Consider the following 17142-nt stretch of genomic DNA (forward strand, 5'->3'; position numbering starts at 1 on the left):
GCCAAATTGGGGATAAACCGGGTTTCACCGGGCCGGCCCGGGCTGCGGCGCATCGGTCTGCAGCAGGCTGTCACGCTCGCGCAGCGGGAACCGGATCCAGGCGTCCAGCCCGTGCGGACTGAAGCGCAGCTCGCCAGTGCCGGCCAGTTCATACGGTACGCGCTGCTCGATCAGGGTGCGGCCGAGGCCGCGCTGCCTGGGCAGCGCCCAGCCGTCCACCTCGGCATGGCGCTCGCACCAGTGCAGGCCCAGCCAGGGGTGCTCATCCTGTACCTGCAGATGCCAGGACACCTCGATGCGGCCGCTGTCATGGCTCAGCGCACCGTGACGGAGCGCATTGGTGGCCAGTTCGTGGATGGCCAGCGACAGCACTTCGGCCGCCTTGGGAGGCAGCAGCACATCCTCGCCCTGCAGGCGGTAGGCGGCCATCGACGGCGTCTCCGCCGCGATTTCCTCGTTGAGCATGCCGCGCAGGCAGACCCCGGCGTTGGCGCCGCGGGTCAGCAGGCTCTGGGTGCGCGCCAGTGACATCAGGCGCCCGCACAGGCGCTCGGCATATTCATCCACGCTGCCGACCGACGCGCGGGTACGCCAGGCAAGGGCATGGATGGTCGACATGATGTTGCGCACCCGGTGCTGCAGTTCGGCCAGCAGCACCGACTGGCGCTCGGTGGCGCGCTTGAGGTCGTCGATGTCCACGGCAATGGCGAACACGCCGCTGACCTCGCCATCGGCATCGCGCAACGGCGCGGCGGCAACCCGCGTCCAGCGCGCGCGGCCATCGTCGTGCAGGTACTGGAACTCCAGCCCGGGCACCACGGTTTCACCGCGCATCGCGCGGGCAATGGCGAAGTCGTCGGGCCCGATGGCGCTGCCGTCGGTGTGCCAGCCTCGCCACCGGTGCTGGTTGTCTGCATCGGCCGAGGGCACCTTGCCGGTGGGCAGATAGGCGCGCATCTGGTCGTTGGACAACAGCATGCGACCGTCCAGATCGACAATGCACAACCCCACCGGCAGCATCCTGAAGGCCAGCTCGAGGCGACGCTCGCTCTCGCGCCGACGCAGTTCTTCGCGCTCGCGCGCGGCCTGCGCCAGATGCGCGGCGGTGGTCTCGAACATCGTCACCAGCACGCCGTTGATGCGCCCTTCCTCGCCACGGATCGGGCTGTAGGTGATGGTGAACCAGACATCCTCCAGGCGGCCGTGCCTGGCCAGCGGAAACAGCTTGTCCTCGAAGGTGAGGGTTTCGCCCTGCCAGACCCGGGTGTAGAGCGGCCCATTGATGTGCCAGACCTCGGGCCAGCACTCGCGGGTCGGCTGGCCGAGCCCGGCCGGATGCCTGTCGGCGAGGATCTCGGCATAGCCGTCGTTGTAGAGCTGAACCAGCTGCTCGCCCCACAGCACGATCATCGGGAAGCCGTGGGCCAGCATCAGGTCCACGGTGGCGCGCAGGTGCGGCGGCCAGCGGTCCATCCCGCCCAGCCCGGTCGACGCCCAGTCATGGCGGGCAATGCGCGCAGCCATCCCGTCGTGGCGGGCGTGCAGCCGCAGCGCCGGCGGCATGCCGGCCTGCCGGTCGGCGGCGTGGAAACCTTCGATACGGCGCCCCATACGGCCCGGTCAGGCGATGCCCGCAGACGCCTGCGGTGCAGCGACTAGCCCGGCCAGCTGCTCGACCAACGCCTCGATGTGATAGGGCTTGGTGCAGCGCGGGGCAGCAGCGAAACGGCTCGGCAGGTTGTCGTCGTAACCGGAGGTGAGCAGGAACGGCGTCCCTGCCTCCGCCAGGCGATCGGCCAACGGATAGACCTGTTCGCCGCCGAGGTTGATGTCGAGCAATGCGACATCGATCGGATGGGTATCGACCAGCCGCCCCAATGCCTGCAGGTCTCCGGCAGGGCCGATCACCTGTGCGCCCTTCAGCTCCAGGTAGTCGACCAGGAACATCGCGATGGCGAATTCATCTTCCGCCACCAGCACGCGCAGCCCTTTCAGGCCCTCTGGTTTGTTACCGGCTTCCAGCACGCCCTGCACTCCTCGATGCACGCGACCCGCCTGCGGTCGCAACGAGGGCAGGATGCGCGATCCGGCCTACAAGAGCGCGTGACGATCAACGAAGAACGGGTACTGCCGGCCTCTACCTCAGAACGCGCGCTCCCACTTCAGGCTGAGCAGGCTGCGGTCATGGCTGTACAGCCAGCCGACGTTGCTGTCGATGCGGGCGTAACGCAGGCTCAGGCTGGGTACCAGCCCCGCGACCGCCAGCCGTTCGCTGCGCACGATGGCGATGAGGTTCTGTTCGCTGTCCTCGCGCCGCGCCTCCAGCAACGGGCTCCAGGCATCGTAGTCACGCTCGCGCAATGAAACGAACACGGTGGCGGTGGTACCCGTCCACTGGCGCGCGGCCCCCAGGCGCAGGCCTCGCTGGCGGTAGCCGTTGGCCGGATTGGCGGCACGGCTGTCACTCAGGTCCAGTCCGGCAAAGAGCGTCCAGCGCGGGTTGAGCGCACGGAACCAGGTGGCATACACCGCAGCCAACTCACCGTCGTAATTGCTGGCCAGGCCGCGCTGGCGATAGCGCTGGCGCTTCCAGTCGGCCTCCAGCTTGAGCAGGCTGCGCGCGTCCAGCGCATATTGCCATTCGCCGTGCAGCCCGCTGCCGCCCTGCAGGGCTCGATTTCCCAGGCCCTGGTAGTCATAGCTCGGCGCGATCTGCAGGGTATGCCGTGCGCTGCGCCAGCTGTAGCCGGCCTGCACGCTGGCATTGAGTTCGTTGTAGGCGCTGTGCCCGCGCCAGGCCTGGCCGAACGCAAGCCCGCGCACATAGACGCCATGATGGCCGGCCAGCGCCCAGCGACGTTCCAGGTTGCCGTCGTAGTCCAGGCCCATCGCGCGTTGGGCATCGGGAAGATTGCGCTGGATGATGCAGGTCTCGCCGACGCCGAACAGGCAGGTGCGGCTGGCCGAGCTTCGGTTGATGTTGTCGCTCCACGCCGGGCCGGCGGCCAGCGCTCCTTTCCAGCGCTCGCGCGCCTGCAGCGCGGCCAGGTAGGCGTCCACCCGTCCGCGCACCCCTGCGGTGGCGGGGTCGTCGGCATTGATGCCACCGGCGATGGCCGTGAACAACGCCACGGCATCGCGGTCGCGCTGGTCTTCGGCATAGACGCGCGCCAGTTCGAGACGGGCCGGCAGGAAATCCGGTTGTGCCGCCAGCAGCGCCTCGTACTCGCTGGCCGCGCGGCGGTGATTGCCGGCTACCCGCGCCAGGCCGCCCTGCGCGTAGTGGCGCAGCAACGGGTCGTGGCCGGGCAGTTCGATGTATTCATCCAGGAAGCGTTGCGCGGCGGCCCATTGCTGATGCTGCAGCGACAGGTACAGCGCCTGGCCCAGATCGTCGACGGTGCGCTCCACGCGCAGGGTCTGGCCGTCGATGGTGATGGTCGGCCGCTCCGATTCGGCCTGCCGCAGGCGCTGCTGGTCCTGTTGCTGGTGGCGCAGTTCGCTGCCCTGTTCAAGCACGCGACGAAGGTCATCCTGCTGGGCGCGCACATCGGCAGCCGCCAGCAACAGGATCACAAGGAAAATGGGATGGCGCATGGTCGATCCGTGGTGGTGCATGCAGCGGGCCGAAGCAGGGACTGGCGGATCGCGGCTTGTCCCTGCCCTGCCCCGTCAGGGGCGTGGCAATCAGTTCTTGCTGCCGCCGAAGGCGGTGTCGTACTGGCTGTTGCCGGCGAAGGTGGCGATGCCGGCCAGGGTGGCGGCGTTGGCGCCGAAGAACTGGCCCTGGGTGGTACCGTTGACGCTGCCATTGACGTTGGCCGAACCGGCGAACGATGCGTCGGCACTGTTGATGTTGGCAACGATGGCCAGGTTCAGGCCATTGCCGGACAGTGCACCATCCAGGGTGCCGGCACCAAAGTCGGCGTCGAAGGTGCCGCTCAGCAGGTTGCTGCCGTTGAACTTGTTCAGGCCAGCCACGGTGTAGGACGCCACACCGGCGGGCAGCGTGGTGCCGGCGCGGTCACCGACGAAGTAGACCTGGCGGTTGTTGAAGCCACCGGCGGCACCATCCTTGGACCATTCACCGAACCAGACATCGCCACTGCCGACCTTGACGAAGTTGAAGTGGCCCATGCCGGCGTGGCTGCCCGGTGCGCCGGTGATCGGCATGGCCAGGGTACGTACCGTCACGCCATTGACGGTGGTGGGTGCCGAGTAGGCGCTCAGGCCCTGGAAGTCCACCGGCTTGGCCTGGGACACGGTGCCGACACCGATACCGGCCTTGCCAGCGCGGTGCGGGCCGCCATTGACCTGCGATTCGCCCACCGCCACGTACAGCTCGGCATCGGTCTTGGCGCTGGCGGCACCGACGATGTCGGCAGCATGCGCGGCACCGACCAGAGCCAGCGAGGCGGCAACGGCGAGAACCGAACGGGAGATCATTTTCATGGTATTGCTCCTTGATTGAGGGAACTACGGGTACAACGCTTGAAAGTGGGAGATCAGAAGCGCGCGGTGACGCCGAGCTTCAGGGTGCGGCCCGGCGCCGGCAGCGTGGAGCGCGTGGCAGGGTCGACGTAGTAGCGGTTGCCGAGGTTGCTGCCGACCAGTTCGACGCTGGCATGCTCGTTGAAGCGCCAGCGCGCATAGGCATCAACGGTGGTGATGTTGCCCCAGGTGAACGGCACGTTCTGCCAGAGCAGGCCGCTGCCGCCGCTCAGCAGGCGGTCACGGTAGGCCTGCAGATCAGGGTTCTCGTGGCGCTGGTAGTGCACGATGCGGCTGCCCAGTTCCAGGCGCTCATCGAACAGGCGCGTGCCCAGCGACCAGTTGATCGACAGCTTGGGGATGGCCTGGGTCAGCAGGTAGCCACCGACGAAGCCGTCCTGCACGCAGTTCGGCACCAGGCCGCGGTTCGCGTCCAGCAGCACCGCCGTGCTCTCGTCACACACTTCGTTTTCCAGCGTGCGGGTGATGCCCAGATCGGTGAAGAAGCGCCGGTTGTCGAAGCGCGCCTGCAGCTCGATGCCACGGATGGTCTGCTTGTCGATGTTGTCGAACAGGAAGTTGCCGTCGCGCTCGATCACGTCCCGGGTCTTGTGCACGTAGTACGCCAGCTTGACGTCGGCATCGGCGGTGTTGCCGAACAGGGCCGACAGGTTGTGCACGTAGCCAATCTCGTAGTTGTAGGCGTGCTCGGGCTTGAGCGCGTACAGGGGATTGAGGCTGCCGGAGAAGGCGATGGTGCTTTCGAACATGCTCGGGAACCGCACCGCTTCGCTGTAACGCACGTAGGCACGGGCCGCCGGGGACAGGTGTGCCGTGGCCGAGAAGGTCGGCAGCCATGCATGGTCGCGCCGGCGGCTGTTGCGTCCATCCACCGGCCGCGACTGCACGCTGTTGCCGATGTTGCAGACCTGGTCGCTGCCGGCAAACACCGGCTGCACGCCGGGAATGGCCGCCACTTCGCCATTGAGGCAGGGGTTGCCTGCGCGCGTGTAGTTGCCATCGGCATCGGGCAGCCAGGGCCGGGTATGTTGCACCGGGCGCGGGGTCTCGTACGGCGCCAGAAGGTTGCGGATGCTCTGGTCGATGAACCAGCCCATGCCCCGCTTTTCCCAGACGGCGCGGCGCGCTTCCAGTGCATCGATGCGTGACTGCAGGTCTGCCGGACGGGGCAGCAACTCGTTCACGGTGTACTGCGCTTCCTTGCCACCTACGCCCTTGGTCAGCAGTTCGGGGTGCGCCTCGAGGAAATCATCGAAGGCCCAGTAGCGGCTGTAACGCACGCCTGCATTGAGGGTGAGGAAGTCGACCGGGCGCCACTCCAGGGTGAGGTAGCCTTCACCCTCCTGGCGACGCCCGGCACGCGGGAACATGCGCCAGCCATCGGTCGTGCCGAAGTACGGATCGCGCGAACCCAGCTTCTCGTACTGCCAGTTGCCGCCCACGGTCAGGTCCAGGGTCGAATGCAGGGCGAAACGGTTGCTCAGGATCAGGCCGGTGCGGTCGTTGCGCGCGTTGGCCAGCGCGGTGTTGCGCAGGATCGGGCTGGCGTCCGGGTTCCATGCCGGGTTGCCCACTGCGAAGTTGGGAAAGCCACCGGCGGTGTAGGTGTCGCTTTCCGTTTCCGTGCGCCACAGGTTGGCGTACAGGTCCAGCCAACGACTGCCGGCTGGCTGGAAGCGGTACTCCAGGTTCCAGGCATCCGAATCGACGCGGCTGAGCGGCCACTGGATGCGCCCATAGTCCGGCGCGGACAGGATGCGCGACGGCATGATCTCGCCATAGTGCGACAGCGTGCGCCGCCAGGTGGCCTTCAGCTGCTGATCGTCGTTGATCTGCCAGCTGCCCTTGACCAGCCACGATTCCTGCTCGCTGGAGGTGTTGGGCACTTCATCGCCCGGCTTGAAGTAGCGCGCCAGCGTGGTGATGTAGTCGATGCCCTGGTATTCGTACTTCTCGCGCGGGTCCTGGTCGTAGTAGCTGCTGCCCTTGCTGCCGGAGAAGTAGTTGCCGCGCTTGCGCCAGGCGTAGGCGGCCATCAGGTCGACGTTGTCGCCACGCACGCCCAGCGCCAGGCGCCAGGCCTGGTCCTCGCCGTCGAAGGGGTTGTTGCCACTGCGCGACTTCACCGGCACCACCAGGGTGCGGTCGTCATAGGGCGAGTTCGGCGACCCCTGCGGGAAGCCGGGCACCGTGCGGTAGTCCTCGCCGGTATGCAGCCGCGGCAGGCGCGGTGCCACCGCATTGCTGCTGCCTTCGATCTTCAGCTCCCCGCCAAAGCGCTCGCCGGCCGCAACAATGTCGTCAACGTCGATGGTCTTGATCACCAGCGCACCACCGATCCCGCTGTGCACATCGCGCACCAGCCCTGGCCCCTTGATGACCTGGATGCCACCAATCAGGTTGGGATCGATGTAGTTGCGGTTGCTGACGCCGTTGTAGCCGCGCCAGACGGTCAACGCCTGTTCGCCCCCGTCGATGCTGACCGGCACCCGCCCCGGCCCCTGGATGCCGCGGATGTTGATGTCCAGTGCGCCACTGTTGCGCGCATCGCCACTGAACACGCCGACCAGATCCTTGACCACGTCGGCCGGGTTGGAGCCGCGATAGCGTTCCACCCGGTCGCGCCCCGAATACGCCGTGGTCAGGTCCAGCGCGAACACATCATCGTAGCCGCGCCGATCGCGGGCCTCGCCCCCTTCCGACTGCAGGCGACCGGCCACGTCCAGTGTCTCGGTCACCCGCACCCCTTCCCCTTCACCCGCCTCCGCTGCGGCACGCAGGCTCCAGGTGCCGTCCATGCCGCGTTGTGCGCGCACCCCGCTGCCCTGCAGCAGCTGCTGCAGGGCCTGCATCTGGCTGTACTCGCCACTCACCGCGCTGGAACGACGGCCTTCCACCAGATCACTGCGGAACACCACCTGGGCATCGGCCTGGCGGCCGAACGCACGCACGGCATCGGCCAGCGGCTGCTCGGGAATGGCGTACTGGCGCAGCGGCGCGACGACCGCCGGTTGCGCCTGCGCGGCCGGCACCCAGGCCAGCGGCAGCAATGCGGTGGAGATGGCCAGGGCCAGGACAGTGGCGCGGCGATGACAGGCGGATGCCGTGGACGGCATGGACAGGAACTCCTCAAGCGGGGCGGGACCATCGGCACATCCGGTGCCGGTGGTGTGTCTGGCTTGAGGAAAAACGGTGTTTCGCTCTGGCTATACCTCTATAGACAACGGGGCACGGCGAGTGCCCACGGTTTTTTCATGTTTTTTTCATGCGGCGCTTTCTGTCATCAACCGGCTGCACCTCACCACAACACCAGCGCTCCGCCAGGCAGACGCTGCACGCGCAGTCCCGCCTGCGCGGCCACCGCATCGATGGCGGTCTCCGGTTGCTGCAGATGGAACAGGCCACTGACCCGTACGCGTGCACCCTGCCCGCCCAGTACCCAGACCGGCGCACGACGGTAGCGCGCCAGATCGGCGATGGCCTGCGCGGCCGGCTGATCATCGATCACCACCTCGCCACGCCGCCATGGCGCCATGCTCTCCGGATCTTCCAGTTGCACCGGCTGCAGCCAGCGCCCGTCACGGAACACGCGCGCCTGTCCGGCATGCAGGCGCTGCACGCTGCCATCGCCCGGGCGCACATCCACTACACCCTCGCTGACCTGGGTGGTGACCGTGGTATCCAGCATCGACACGCTGAAGGCGGTGCCGACGTCACGGACCACGCCGCCCGCCGCCTCGACCTGGAACGGGCGAGCCTCGTGCGCTACCTGGAACCAGGCCTGGCCGCGCAGCAGGCGCAGGTGGCGCTGCTGGCCATCGAACTCGATCGCCAGTGCGGTGCCAGCGTCGAGTACGGCGGTGCTGCCGTCGTCCAGCTGCACCACGCGCGGCGCATCGCTGCTGCGCAGGTCACTACGAGCAAGCAGCAGCGCGTGCGGCGCAGCGGCAACCATCAGCACCACCGCGGCAGCACTGGCCAGCAGCCACGGCAGGCGGCGGCGCGGCGTGATCGGACGCAGCCCTTGGCGATCAGCCGTCAACCCGGGCAGCGCCGCCAGCACGTCGGGCCCGGCGGCATCCAGCCCCTGCCAGAACGCCTGCTGCTGGCGCCAGGCCAGCGCGTGGCGCGGATCGGCCTGCAGCCAGCGCTGCAGGGTTCGTTGCTGGCGTTCCGGCAGCGGGCCTGCACTGCACCGGATCACCCAGCGCAACGCCTGCCTGGCCTGACGCGGCGAGGGTTCGGACGTGGTCATGGTTGTGGCCTGCCGCACCGCGAACGGGCGCGCTTTCCTGTTGTGACAACGGCGGGCGCGATCTGCCCACGGCAAACGCCGGTCATCGGCGCGCTCCCTGTTGATGCTGCTGGATCAACAGCGCGGCGCGCAGCACATGCTTGCCGACCAGGCTCTTGGAGATTCCCAGGCGCGCGGCAATCTCGCGTTCGCTCAGGCCCAGGTAGCGGTTGAGCACGAAGCACTCGCGGACCTGCACCGGCAGCGCGAGGATGGTCTGGGTGATCTCGCGCAGTTGCGCCTGGTCCAGCGCCTGAGCCTCGCCGTCGTGGCCCGCCTCGGCCATGTCGGTGGCGTACTCGGCCATCGCGCGCCGCTCGCGGGCATCGGCCTGGCTGCGGTTGAGCGCATGGTGATAGGCCATCCGGTACAGATAGCCGCGCGGCTCCAGGATCGGTGGATCACCGGGCACGCTGCTGGCCTTCAGGTACAGGTTCTGCAGGGTGTCCTCGGTACTGGCCGGGTCGAGGTAGCGCGCGATGAAGCGAGACAACGCACGGCGCTCGCGGATCAGCAGCTCGACCAGCGCCAGGGCATTGGGAGACATAGGTGCCAAGGCCGGACCGGGGAATGATGGGCGTGATGGCGACGGTCCGAGCCCGGATTGTAGGCGCCTCGCCGCGATACCGCACCCTTGTTCAGCGATGTCGCCGGGAGCAGGACCTTCGGCCTATGAAGATTTCGTGAAGGTAATGCTATGTTATATCGTCACATTCGTAGCGACCCCTTCCCATGTCCCGGTTCACCCCCGCCCGCCGCCTGTCCGGCGCGATCCTCCTTGCCCTGGCCCCCGCACTGGCAGCGGCGGCCGACGCCCCTTCGCAGCTGGACCCGATCGTGGTCACCGCAACCGCCACCGATCGCCTGGCCAGCGACGCACCTGCCTCGATCAGCGTGATCACCCGCGAGCAGATCCAGCTGCGGCCGGTGCTGGACCTGGCCGATGCGCTGCGCGGCAGCCCGGGCGTGACCGTGGCCGGGGTCGGCTTCGGCCGCCGCGGCATCCGCATCCGCGGCATGGACCCTGGCTACACGCTGGTGCTGCTGGACGGCCAGCGCGTCAGTGCGTCGGCCGATGCCATCGCCCATTCGGATTTCGACCTGGGCTGGCTGCCGGCTGCGGCGATCGAACGCATCGAGGTGGTACGCGGCCCGATGTCCTCGCTGTACGGCTCGGAGGCGCTGGGTGGCGTGGTCAACGTGATCAGCCGCCGCGCCACCGATGACTGGCAGGGCAACCTGGTCTACAACGCCGGCGTGGTCGGCGGTGACCGTGGTGGCAACACCGCCCAGGCCGGCTTCTATGCGGGTGGCGCACTGCTGCCCGGCACGCTGGGCCTGAGCGTGTTTGCCGAACACCGGCAGAAGGATGCCAGCCGCGATCCGAGCGACGACCGCCTGGACGAGCAGGAGGGGCGCCGCGCCAACACCGGCCGCGCGGTACTCACCTGGACTCCGGATGCACACCAGCGCATTGACCTGTCGCACCTGCAGGGCAGCGAGGAACGACGCCGCCATGCGCTGCAGGCCGGTGCCGCGCCCTATGTGTACGAAACCATCGACGACATCCGTCGCCGCCAGACCACGCTGAGCCATCAGGGCGATTGGGACTGGGGGCAAACCCGGGTGAGTGCCTACCGCGCGACGCTGGACCGCGACAACCGTCGCGACCGCGGTGAGGCTTCGCGGCCGCAGCAGCTGACCGACCAGATCGTCGATGCCCGCGCCACCGTTGCGCTGGGTGCGCGCCACCGCGTCAGCATCGGTGGCGAATGGCGGCGCCAGCAACTGGACGATGCGGCCGGCGCACGCAGTGGACACCTGCAATCGGACCAGAGCGCGCTGTTCGTGCAGGACGAGATCCAGGTGAGCGACGCGCTCTCGCTGGTGTTCGGCAGCCGCGGCGACCGCCATCCCGAGTTCGGCTGGCACCACAGCCCGCGCGCCTATGCGGTGTGGCATGCCACCGAAGCACTGACGATCAAGGGCGGCATCGGCAGCGGCTTCAAGGCGCCGAGCCTGAAGCAGCTGTCGCCGGAGTATTCCGCGGTGGGCGGCGGCGGGCGCTTCACCATTGTCGGCAATCCGCAGCTGAAGCCGGAACAGAACACCAGCGCCGAGTTGTCGGTGGCCTGGCAGCAACAACGCTGGTCAGTGCAGGCGACCGCCTTCCAGAATGACCTCAAGGACCTGATCCAGACCACCTGCGTGCGTGCCTGCGGCGTGCGCGGCCGCGAACTGCGCAACTACACCAACGTGGCCCGTGCCCGCATCCGTGGCCTGGAGCTGGCCGGCACCGCGCCGATCACCGAGCATCTGACCTTCGAAGCGAACTGGAGCTGGCTGGACCCACGCGACCGCCAGACCGACCAGTGGCTGCCGGAGCGCCCACGACGCAGCGGCGCCTCCGCACTGAACTGGCAGCGCGGCCCGCTGCAGGCCGCCGTGCGCGGCGAGTATGTTGGCCCGCAGCAGCAGGTGGCCGGCAGCAGCCAGGTGACCCTGCCTGATTACTGGTTGTGGTCGCTGGATTCGCGCTGGCGCGTCACCGCGGCGGTGAGCGTGGTGGCCGGCATCGACAACCTGGCCGACAAGCGGCTGGACGAAACCGGTGCGCTGTACCCGTACCCGGAAACCGGCCGCTACGTGCATGCCGGCATCGAACTGGCCTTCTGACCATGCGCAGCGGGTGGACATGGCTGCTGCTCGGGTGGCTGATGCCGGCCGCATTGGCCCATGCCGAGCCTGAGCCACTGCAGGTGGACGTGGTCAGCAGCAGCTTCGTGCTGCCCGGCAAAATCGCCCGCCTGGACGCACTGGGCGCGCCCGCAGGGGTGCGCTTCCGGCAGCGGGTGGTCGACCCTGCGACCGCGCTGCCGCACGACTGGCCGGCAGGCAGCGACCTGGTGCTGCTGGATACGCCGCGACCAGCGGATGTCGAACAGGTCATGGCCGTGGTTGAAGAGCCATTGAAGAACGGCAAGGTGCCATGGCTGCGCGTGGGGGGCAGCGCGCCGGCCTCCGGGCAGCTGCCCGCCGAGGTGGCGCGCAGGATCGCCGGCTACTACGGCAACGGTGGCGAAGCCAACATCCGCACGCTGGCTGCATACCTGCAGGCCTGGCGCAGCGATGCCGGAACCGACGGACTGCCGCTGCCGCAGGTGCTGCCGGCCACCGGCTACAGCACGGCCGGCAGCCAGTGGCTGGACAGCCCGCACGCATTGCAGGCGCAGTGGCAGCGCGACAATCAGGCAACATGGCCGAAGGTGGCGGTGCTGATCTCCGGCAGCATGCTCAGCGGCATGCAGACCCAGGTGCTGGACGCGCTGATCGAGGCCGGGCGCGCACGCAGGATCGCGCTGTTCGGCGTCTGGTTCGATGCCGCCGCCGACGACGCCCTGCAACAGGCGTTGCGCGGCATCGAGGTGGATGCGCTGGTCAACCTGACCCATCTGCAGAACGGCATCGCGCGTGCCGCCGAATTTTCCACGCTGGACGTGCCGGTGCTGCAGGCGCTGAACCATCGGCAAGGCGATGCGGATGACTGGCGCGCGGCGACCACCGGCATTCCGATGGCGACCCTGGCGACCTTCGTCGCCGTGCCCGAAGCCTGGGGCGCCAGTGATCCGATCGTGGTCTCGGCCAATGCGCGCGGTGAACTGCAGCCGATTCCCGAACAGATCGATGCACTGGCAGCCAAACTGCAGCGGCTGGCGGCGCTGCGCCACACCGCCGCGGCCGACAAGCGCGTGGCGCTGTTGTTCTGGAATGCACCGGACGGCGAGCGCAACCTGTCCGCCTCGCATCTCAATGTACCGCGCAGCATCGAGGCGCTGCTGCCACGGCTGGCACAGGCCGGGTATTCGACGCAGGCGGTGGATGAAAAGACCCTGATCGAGCAACTGCAGGCACTGCTGGGGGGCTACTACCATCCGGAGCGGCTGGACGCGCTGCTCGATGCCGGGCTGGCCGATACCCTGCCGGTGGCGGACTACCGCCGCTGGCTGGCGACCCTGCCCGCCGCGCGCCGCGACGAACTGCACGCACAGTGGGGCGATCCTGCGCACCACCCTGCCGTTCGGCAGCGGCAGGGACAGGCGGTGTTCGTGCTGCCGCGGCTGCGCCTGGGCAACGTACTGCTGATGCCGCAGCCGCCGCGAGCGGGCCGTGTCGGTGAGGCCACCCACGATATGGCATCGGTGCCGAGCCATTACTACCTGGCGGCATACCTTTACCTGCGCCAGCAGTGGAAGGCCGATGCGCTGATCCACTTCGGCACCCACGGCACGCAGGAATGGACGCCGGGCAAGGACCGCGGCCTGTGGGCCGCCGATTATCCATGGCTGGCAGTGGGTGAACTGCCGGTGTTCTACCCGTACATCCAGGACAACGTCGGCGAGGCGATCCAGGCCAAGCGTCGTGGCCGTGCCGTGGTGGTCAGCCACCAGACCCCGCCGTTCGCGCCGTCCGGGCTGTACGACGAGCTGCGCGACCTGCACGCGGTGGTGCACGAACTGCAGCAGCTGGACCAGGGGCCGGTGCGTGATGCCACTGCCGCACGCCTGCGCACGCTGGCCACCGACAGCGGCATCGCCGCCGACCTGGGCTGGAGCGCGGTGGACATGCAGGCGCGCTTCGACAGCTTCCTGCCGGTGCTGCACGACCACCTGCACGAACTTGCCCGGCGCAACCTGCCACTGGGGCTGCATACCTTCGGCGAACCGGCTTCGCCCGAACACCGCCTGCTGATGGTGATGCAGCAGCTGGGGCCCGGCTATCTGAAGGCGCTGGGCGAGGACCCGATGGAGGCCACTGCGGTGGATTACCAGCAGATCCAGCAGGGCCTCGCCTATCGCACGCTGGCGCGTCATCTGCGCGAAGGTGCGCCGATCGCCAGCGTCGCCACCCCCGATCTGCGCGCAGCGCTGCAGCATGCCGTGCAACTGGATGCAGCCCTGGCCGATACACAGGAGGTCGAATCGCTGCTGCGCGGCCTGCGTGGTGGCTTCGTGCTGCCTGGTGCCGGCGGCGATCCGATCCGCACGCCGGAACTGCGCAGTGGCCGCAACCTGTTCGCGTTCGAGCCCGACCGCATTCCCACCCGCGCAGCGTTCGACACCGGCGAGCTGGCCCTGCAGCAGCTGTTGCAGGCCTATCGTGATGATCACGATGGGCAGCTGCCACGCAAGCTGGCCATCAGCCTGTGGTCGAGCGAGGCCATCCGCCACCTCGGCGTGCTGGAGGCGCAGGTGCTGCACGCGCTGGGCCTGCGCCCACGCTGGGACAGTGCTGGCAAGGTGATCGCCCTCGACATCGTGCCCGATGCGGAATTGCAACGCCCGCGCATCGACGTGGTGATCCAGGCCACCAGCGTCTACCGCGACCAGTTCGATCCGTTCCTGCGGCTGCTGGCTGGCGCCATCGAGCAGCTGGCGGCGATGCCGGCCTCGCCCAGCAATCCGATTGCCGGCAATGCAGTGGCCGTGCAGCAACGCCTGCAGCGCGACGGCGTTCCTGCGGAGCAGGCGCAGCGTCTGTCGCGCCTGCGCATCTTCAGCAACGCCCCCGGCGAGTATGGCAGCGGCCTGAACCATGCCGTGCTGGCGCGCGGCAGCACGGCCGGCAAGGACGATGCGGCGTTGGCCAGCGGCTTCCTGGATCGCCTGCAGCATGGCTACGGCAGTGATGGCCAGGCGAGCACCCTGCCCGGTGGCAACCTGTTCGCCGAACAACTGCGCGGCGTACAGGCGGCGGTACTGTCGCGCTCCTCCAACACCCATGGGCTGCTCAGCACCGACCACCCCTTCGAGTATCTGGGTGGGCTGGCGCTGGCCGTGCGCCACCTCGATGGTGCCAGCCCGGCGCTGTACGTCTCCGACCTGCGCGAACCCGCACCGCGCACGCGCAGCACCGCACGCTTCCTCGCCGACGAGCTGCGCGCGCAGACGCTCAACCCGCAGTGGATCGGTGCGATGCAGGCCGAGGGCTACGCCGGCACGCTGGAAGTGCTGAAGAACGTCGACAACCTGTTCGGCTGGCAGGTGACCGCGCCGGACACCGTCCGCACCGACCAGTGGCAGGCGGTGCATGACACCTTCGTGCGCGACAGCCGGCAGCTGGGCCTGGCGCAGTGGTTCGAGCAGCACAACGCCAGCGCCCAGGTGCAGATGATCGAGCGCCTGCAGGAAGCAATCTCGCGCGGCTACTGGCACGCCGATGACCGCACCCGCGCGGAGCTTCAGGCGCGGCTGCAGCAGCTGCAGGCGTCGTCGACATCGGAGCCGGTACCGACGCAGGTGCATCCGGGCTATGGGCTCGGCCGCGCATCGGCCGCCCCACCGGCACCCGATGTAGCCGCCGCCGCCCGACAACCCGCCACCGTCGAGCCGGCACCGGCCCCCTCGCCCAGCGTGCGTGGCCGGGTGATGCGGCAGGTGCCGCCGCCTGCCCCGCACGCGCCGGCCACGCGCTGGGCACTCGCCGTGCTGCTGGGCCTGCTCGGCGCAGGCGCCGTGCTGCAATCGCGGCGCAACGCACGGCGCGCCGACCCTTCCCCTTCTCCTTCCAACCCGGCTTCCGCATGAACGCGCTTGAATCCACGCTCTACGATCTCTCCCACCTGTTCCTGGCTCCGGTCCTGCTGCTGATCCTGCTGTCGCTGGCCTACGCCTTCCTCAGCTTCGGCGCCTTCCTGTGGGAAGGCCTGCAGCGCAGGCGTGGCCGCCACCGGCCCGAACTGCTGGCCTGGCAGGCCCGCCACGGCGGCAGCAGTGACGATCTGGAACTGCATATCCTCAAGCGCCTGGAAGGCCTGCGCATCGTCTCGCGAACCGCACCGATGCTGGGCCTGGTGGCAACCATGATCCCGATGGGGCCCGCCCTGCTGGCGCTGACCCGCAGCGACGCGCAGGGCGTGGGCGAGAACATGGTGGTGGCCTTCTCGTCGGTGATCCTGGCCCTGGTGGCCGCCAGCCTGACCTACCTGGTGCTGACCGTGCGCCGGCGCTGGCTGCTGCAGGAACTGCGCATGTTCGAACGCCTGCAGGAGGCGCACTGATGCGCTTCATGGACGACGACGAAGCCGATGACCCGATCCTGTCGGTGGTGAACCTGATCGACCTGTTCCTGGTGGTCACCGGCATCCTGATGATCGTGATCGTGCGCAACCCGCTCAATCCGTTCACCAGCCAGGACGTGACCGTGATCGAGAACCCCGGCCAAGCCAACATGCGCATCACCGTGAAGCAGGGCGAGGAACTGACCCGCTACCAGTCCACCGGCGAGATCGGCGAAGGTGGCGGGGTCAAGGCCGGCGTGACCTATCGGTTGCCGGACGGGCGCATGGTGTATGTGCCGGAGGGAGCCGCCCCGGCCCGGTAGATCCACGCCATGCGTGGATGCGGAGCCTACGGTTCATCCAACGCCTCGAAGCGCTCGGCCAGGAAATCGAGCAGCGCCCGCACGGCCGGCAGCAATCCACGCCGCGATGGGAACACGGCGTGCACGATGCCGTGCCTGGGCACCCACGCGGGCAACACCGGCACCAGCGCACCACGGGCCAGCTCCTCGCTGATCATCATCCGCGGCAGCATCAACACCCCGACCCCGGCAACCGCGGCGGCGCGCAGCGCGATCATGTCATCGCTGACCAGACGCGGGCGGTGGTGCACGCTGGCCTGCACGCCGTCCGGCCCGGTGTACTCCCAGGCATGCTGCTGGCTGGGCGAGGCCAGGTCGACGGTCGGCATCATCGCCAGGTCGGCCGGCACCTGCGGCGTACCCAGCCGCTGCAGCAGCGCCGGGCTGGCACTGGTGCACCACACCCGGCGCGCCAGCACGCGCACCACCAGGTCGCTGTCCTCCAGTGGCGGTGGCCGTACCCGGATCGCCACGTCCACGCCCTCGCCCACCACGTCCACGCGGCGGTTGGTGGCGTCCAGCTGCACCGTCACCTGCGGATGCAGGGCCAGGAAGTCGGCCAGCATCGGGCCGATGCGCGCGTGCAGGATCGCGATCGGGCACGCCAGGCGGATCGTGCCGCGCGGCTCGGCACGTGACATCGCGATGGCTTCTTCGGCTGCTTCGGCCTCGACCAGCATCGCCTTGCAGTGGCGGTAGTAGTCCTGGCCGACCTCGGTGACCGAGAAGCGCCGCGTCGAGCGCTGGATCAGCCGCACGCCGAGACGTTCCTCCAGCAGCGCGATGCGCCGGCTCAGTTTCGACTTGGGCATCGCCAGCGCCCGGCCAGCCTGCGAGAAGCCACCGTGCTCGACCACCATGGCGAAGTAGAACAGGTCGTTGAGGTCGCAACGGCGGATATCAGCGATGAACACGGG

General features: G+C 68.6%; 12 protein-coding genes. 4 read left to right on the forward strand and 8 right to left on the reverse strand.

Features of this window, described 5'->3' with window-relative positions:
• Positions 1-24 precede the first annotated feature (24 nt).
• The 7 genes from N440_RS09020 to N440_RS09050 form a co-directional block, all read right to left on the reverse strand.
• Complete coding sequence (locus N440_RS09020) at positions 25-1611, reverse strand: PAS domain-containing protein (RefSeq protein WP_133934824.1); 1587 nt, start codon at positions 1609-1611, stop codon at positions 25-27.
• Positions 1612-1620: 9 nt separating this feature from the next.
• The gene (locus N440_RS09025; RefSeq protein ID WP_133936009.1) at positions 1621-2025 is read right to left on the reverse strand and encodes a response regulator; all 405 of its coding nucleotides are present in this window, start codon (positions 2023-2025) and stop codon (positions 1621-1623) included.
• A gap of 117 nt (positions 2026-2142) precedes the next feature.
• A complete protein-coding gene (locus tag N440_RS09030) occupies positions 2143-3597 on the reverse strand; it encodes a porin family protein (protein WP_133934825.1) in 1455 nt (484 codons plus the stop codon).
• Positions 3598-3687: 90 nt separating this feature from the next.
• Entirely contained in the window at positions 3688-4452 is a 765-nt protein-coding gene (locus N440_RS09035; protein ID WP_053449902.1) for a Slam-dependent surface lipoprotein, read from the reverse strand.
• Between the two features lie 53 nt (positions 4453-4505).
• A complete protein-coding gene (locus tag N440_RS09040; protein WP_133934826.1) occupies positions 4506-7628 on the reverse strand; it encodes a TonB-dependent receptor in 3123 nt (1040 codons plus the stop codon).
• 182 nt (positions 7629-7810) lie between these two features.
• Positions 7811-8767: a FecR domain-containing protein gene (locus tag N440_RS09045; protein ID WP_133934827.1), complete on the reverse strand. Its 957-nt coding sequence runs from the start codon at positions 8765-8767 to the stop codon at positions 7811-7813.
• 82 nt (positions 8768-8849) lie between these two features.
• Positions 8850-9353 carry an RNA polymerase sigma factor gene (locus N440_RS09050; RefSeq protein WP_014037388.1) on the reverse strand — a complete coding sequence of 168 codons (504 nt, stop codon included), beginning with the start codon at positions 9351-9353 and terminating at the stop codon, positions 8850-8852.
• A gap of 185 nt (positions 9354-9538) precedes the next feature.
• Between N440_RS09050 and N440_RS09055 the strand changes: the two genes are divergently transcribed.
• The 4 genes from N440_RS09055 to N440_RS09070 are packed head-to-tail and all read left to right on the forward strand — an operon-like array spanning position 9539 to position 16186.
• On the forward strand, positions 9539-11482 hold the full coding sequence (locus N440_RS09055) for a TonB-dependent receptor (protein ID WP_133934828.1): 1944 nt from the start codon (positions 9539-9541) through the stop codon (positions 11480-11482).
• 2 nt (positions 11483-11484) lie between these two features.
• Positions 11485-15390 (forward strand): cobaltochelatase subunit CobN, encoded by a 3906-nt coding sequence (gene cobN / locus N440_RS09060; RefSeq protein WP_133934829.1) that lies wholly within the window; start codon positions 11485-11487, stop codon positions 15388-15390.
• Positions 15387-15863, forward strand: coding sequence for a MotA/TolQ/ExbB proton channel family protein (locus N440_RS09065; RefSeq protein ID WP_075678079.1), 477 nt, complete (start codon positions 15387-15389; stop codon positions 15861-15863). Before cobN ends, N440_RS09065 begins: the two co-directional genes overlap by 4 nt.
• Complete coding sequence (locus N440_RS09070) at positions 15863-16186, forward strand: DUF2149 domain-containing protein (RefSeq protein WP_133934830.1); 324 nt, start codon at positions 15863-15865, stop codon at positions 16184-16186. Before N440_RS09065 ends, N440_RS09070 begins: the two co-directional genes overlap by 1 nt.
• Before the next feature lie 26 nt (positions 16187-16212).
• Here N440_RS09070 and N440_RS09075 read toward each other — a convergent pair whose 3' ends face one another.
• Entirely contained in the window at positions 16213-17139 is a 927-nt protein-coding gene (locus tag N440_RS09075; RefSeq protein WP_133934831.1) for a LysR family transcriptional regulator, read from the reverse strand.
• Positions 17140-17142: the final 3 nt, after the last annotated feature.

The sequence above is a fragment of the Stenotrophomonas sp. CC22-02 genome, assembly GCF_004365115.1.
GTDB lineage: Bacteria > Pseudomonadota > Gammaproteobacteria > Xanthomonadales > Xanthomonadaceae > Stenotrophomonas > Stenotrophomonas forensis.

What these genes read in the sequence shown, in the direction of transcription:
- N440_RS09020 (WP_133934824.1), bottom strand. Translation starts at nt 1,611, where the DNA reads ATGGGGCGCCGTATCGAAGGTTTCCACGCCGCCGACCGGCAGGCCGGC.
- N440_RS09030 (WP_133934825.1), bottom strand. Translation starts at nt 3,597, where the DNA reads ATGCGCCATCCCATTTTCCTTGTGATCCTGTTGCTGGCGGCTGCCGAT.
- N440_RS09035 (WP_053449902.1), bottom strand. Translation starts at nt 4,452, where the DNA reads ATGAAAATGATCTCCCGTTCGGTTCTCGCCGTTGCCGCCTCGCTGGCT.
- N440_RS09040 (WP_133934826.1), bottom strand. Translation starts at nt 7,628, where the DNA reads ATGCCGTCCACGGCATCCGCCTGTCATCGCCGCGCCACTGTCCTGGCC.
- N440_RS09045 (WP_133934827.1), bottom strand. Translation starts at nt 8,767, where the DNA reads ATGACCACGTCCGAACCCTCGCCGCGTCAGGCCAGGCAGGCGTTGCGC.
- N440_RS09050 (WP_014037388.1), bottom strand. Translation starts at nt 9,353, where the DNA reads ATGTCTCCCAATGCCCTGGCGCTGGTCGAGCTGCTGATCCGCGAGCGC.
- N440_RS09055 (WP_133934828.1), top strand. Translation starts at nt 9,539, where the DNA reads ATGTCCCGGTTCACCCCCGCCCGCCGCCTGTCCGGCGCGATCCTCCTT.
- cobN (WP_133934829.1), top strand. Translation starts at nt 11,485, where the DNA reads ATGCGCAGCGGGTGGACATGGCTGCTGCTCGGGTGGCTGATGCCGGCC.
- N440_RS09065 (WP_075678079.1), top strand. Translation starts at nt 15,387, where the DNA reads ATGAACGCGCTTGAATCCACGCTCTACGATCTCTCCCACCTGTTCCTG.
- N440_RS09070 (WP_133934830.1), top strand. Translation starts at nt 15,863, where the DNA reads ATGCGCTTCATGGACGACGACGAAGCCGATGACCCGATCCTGTCGGTG.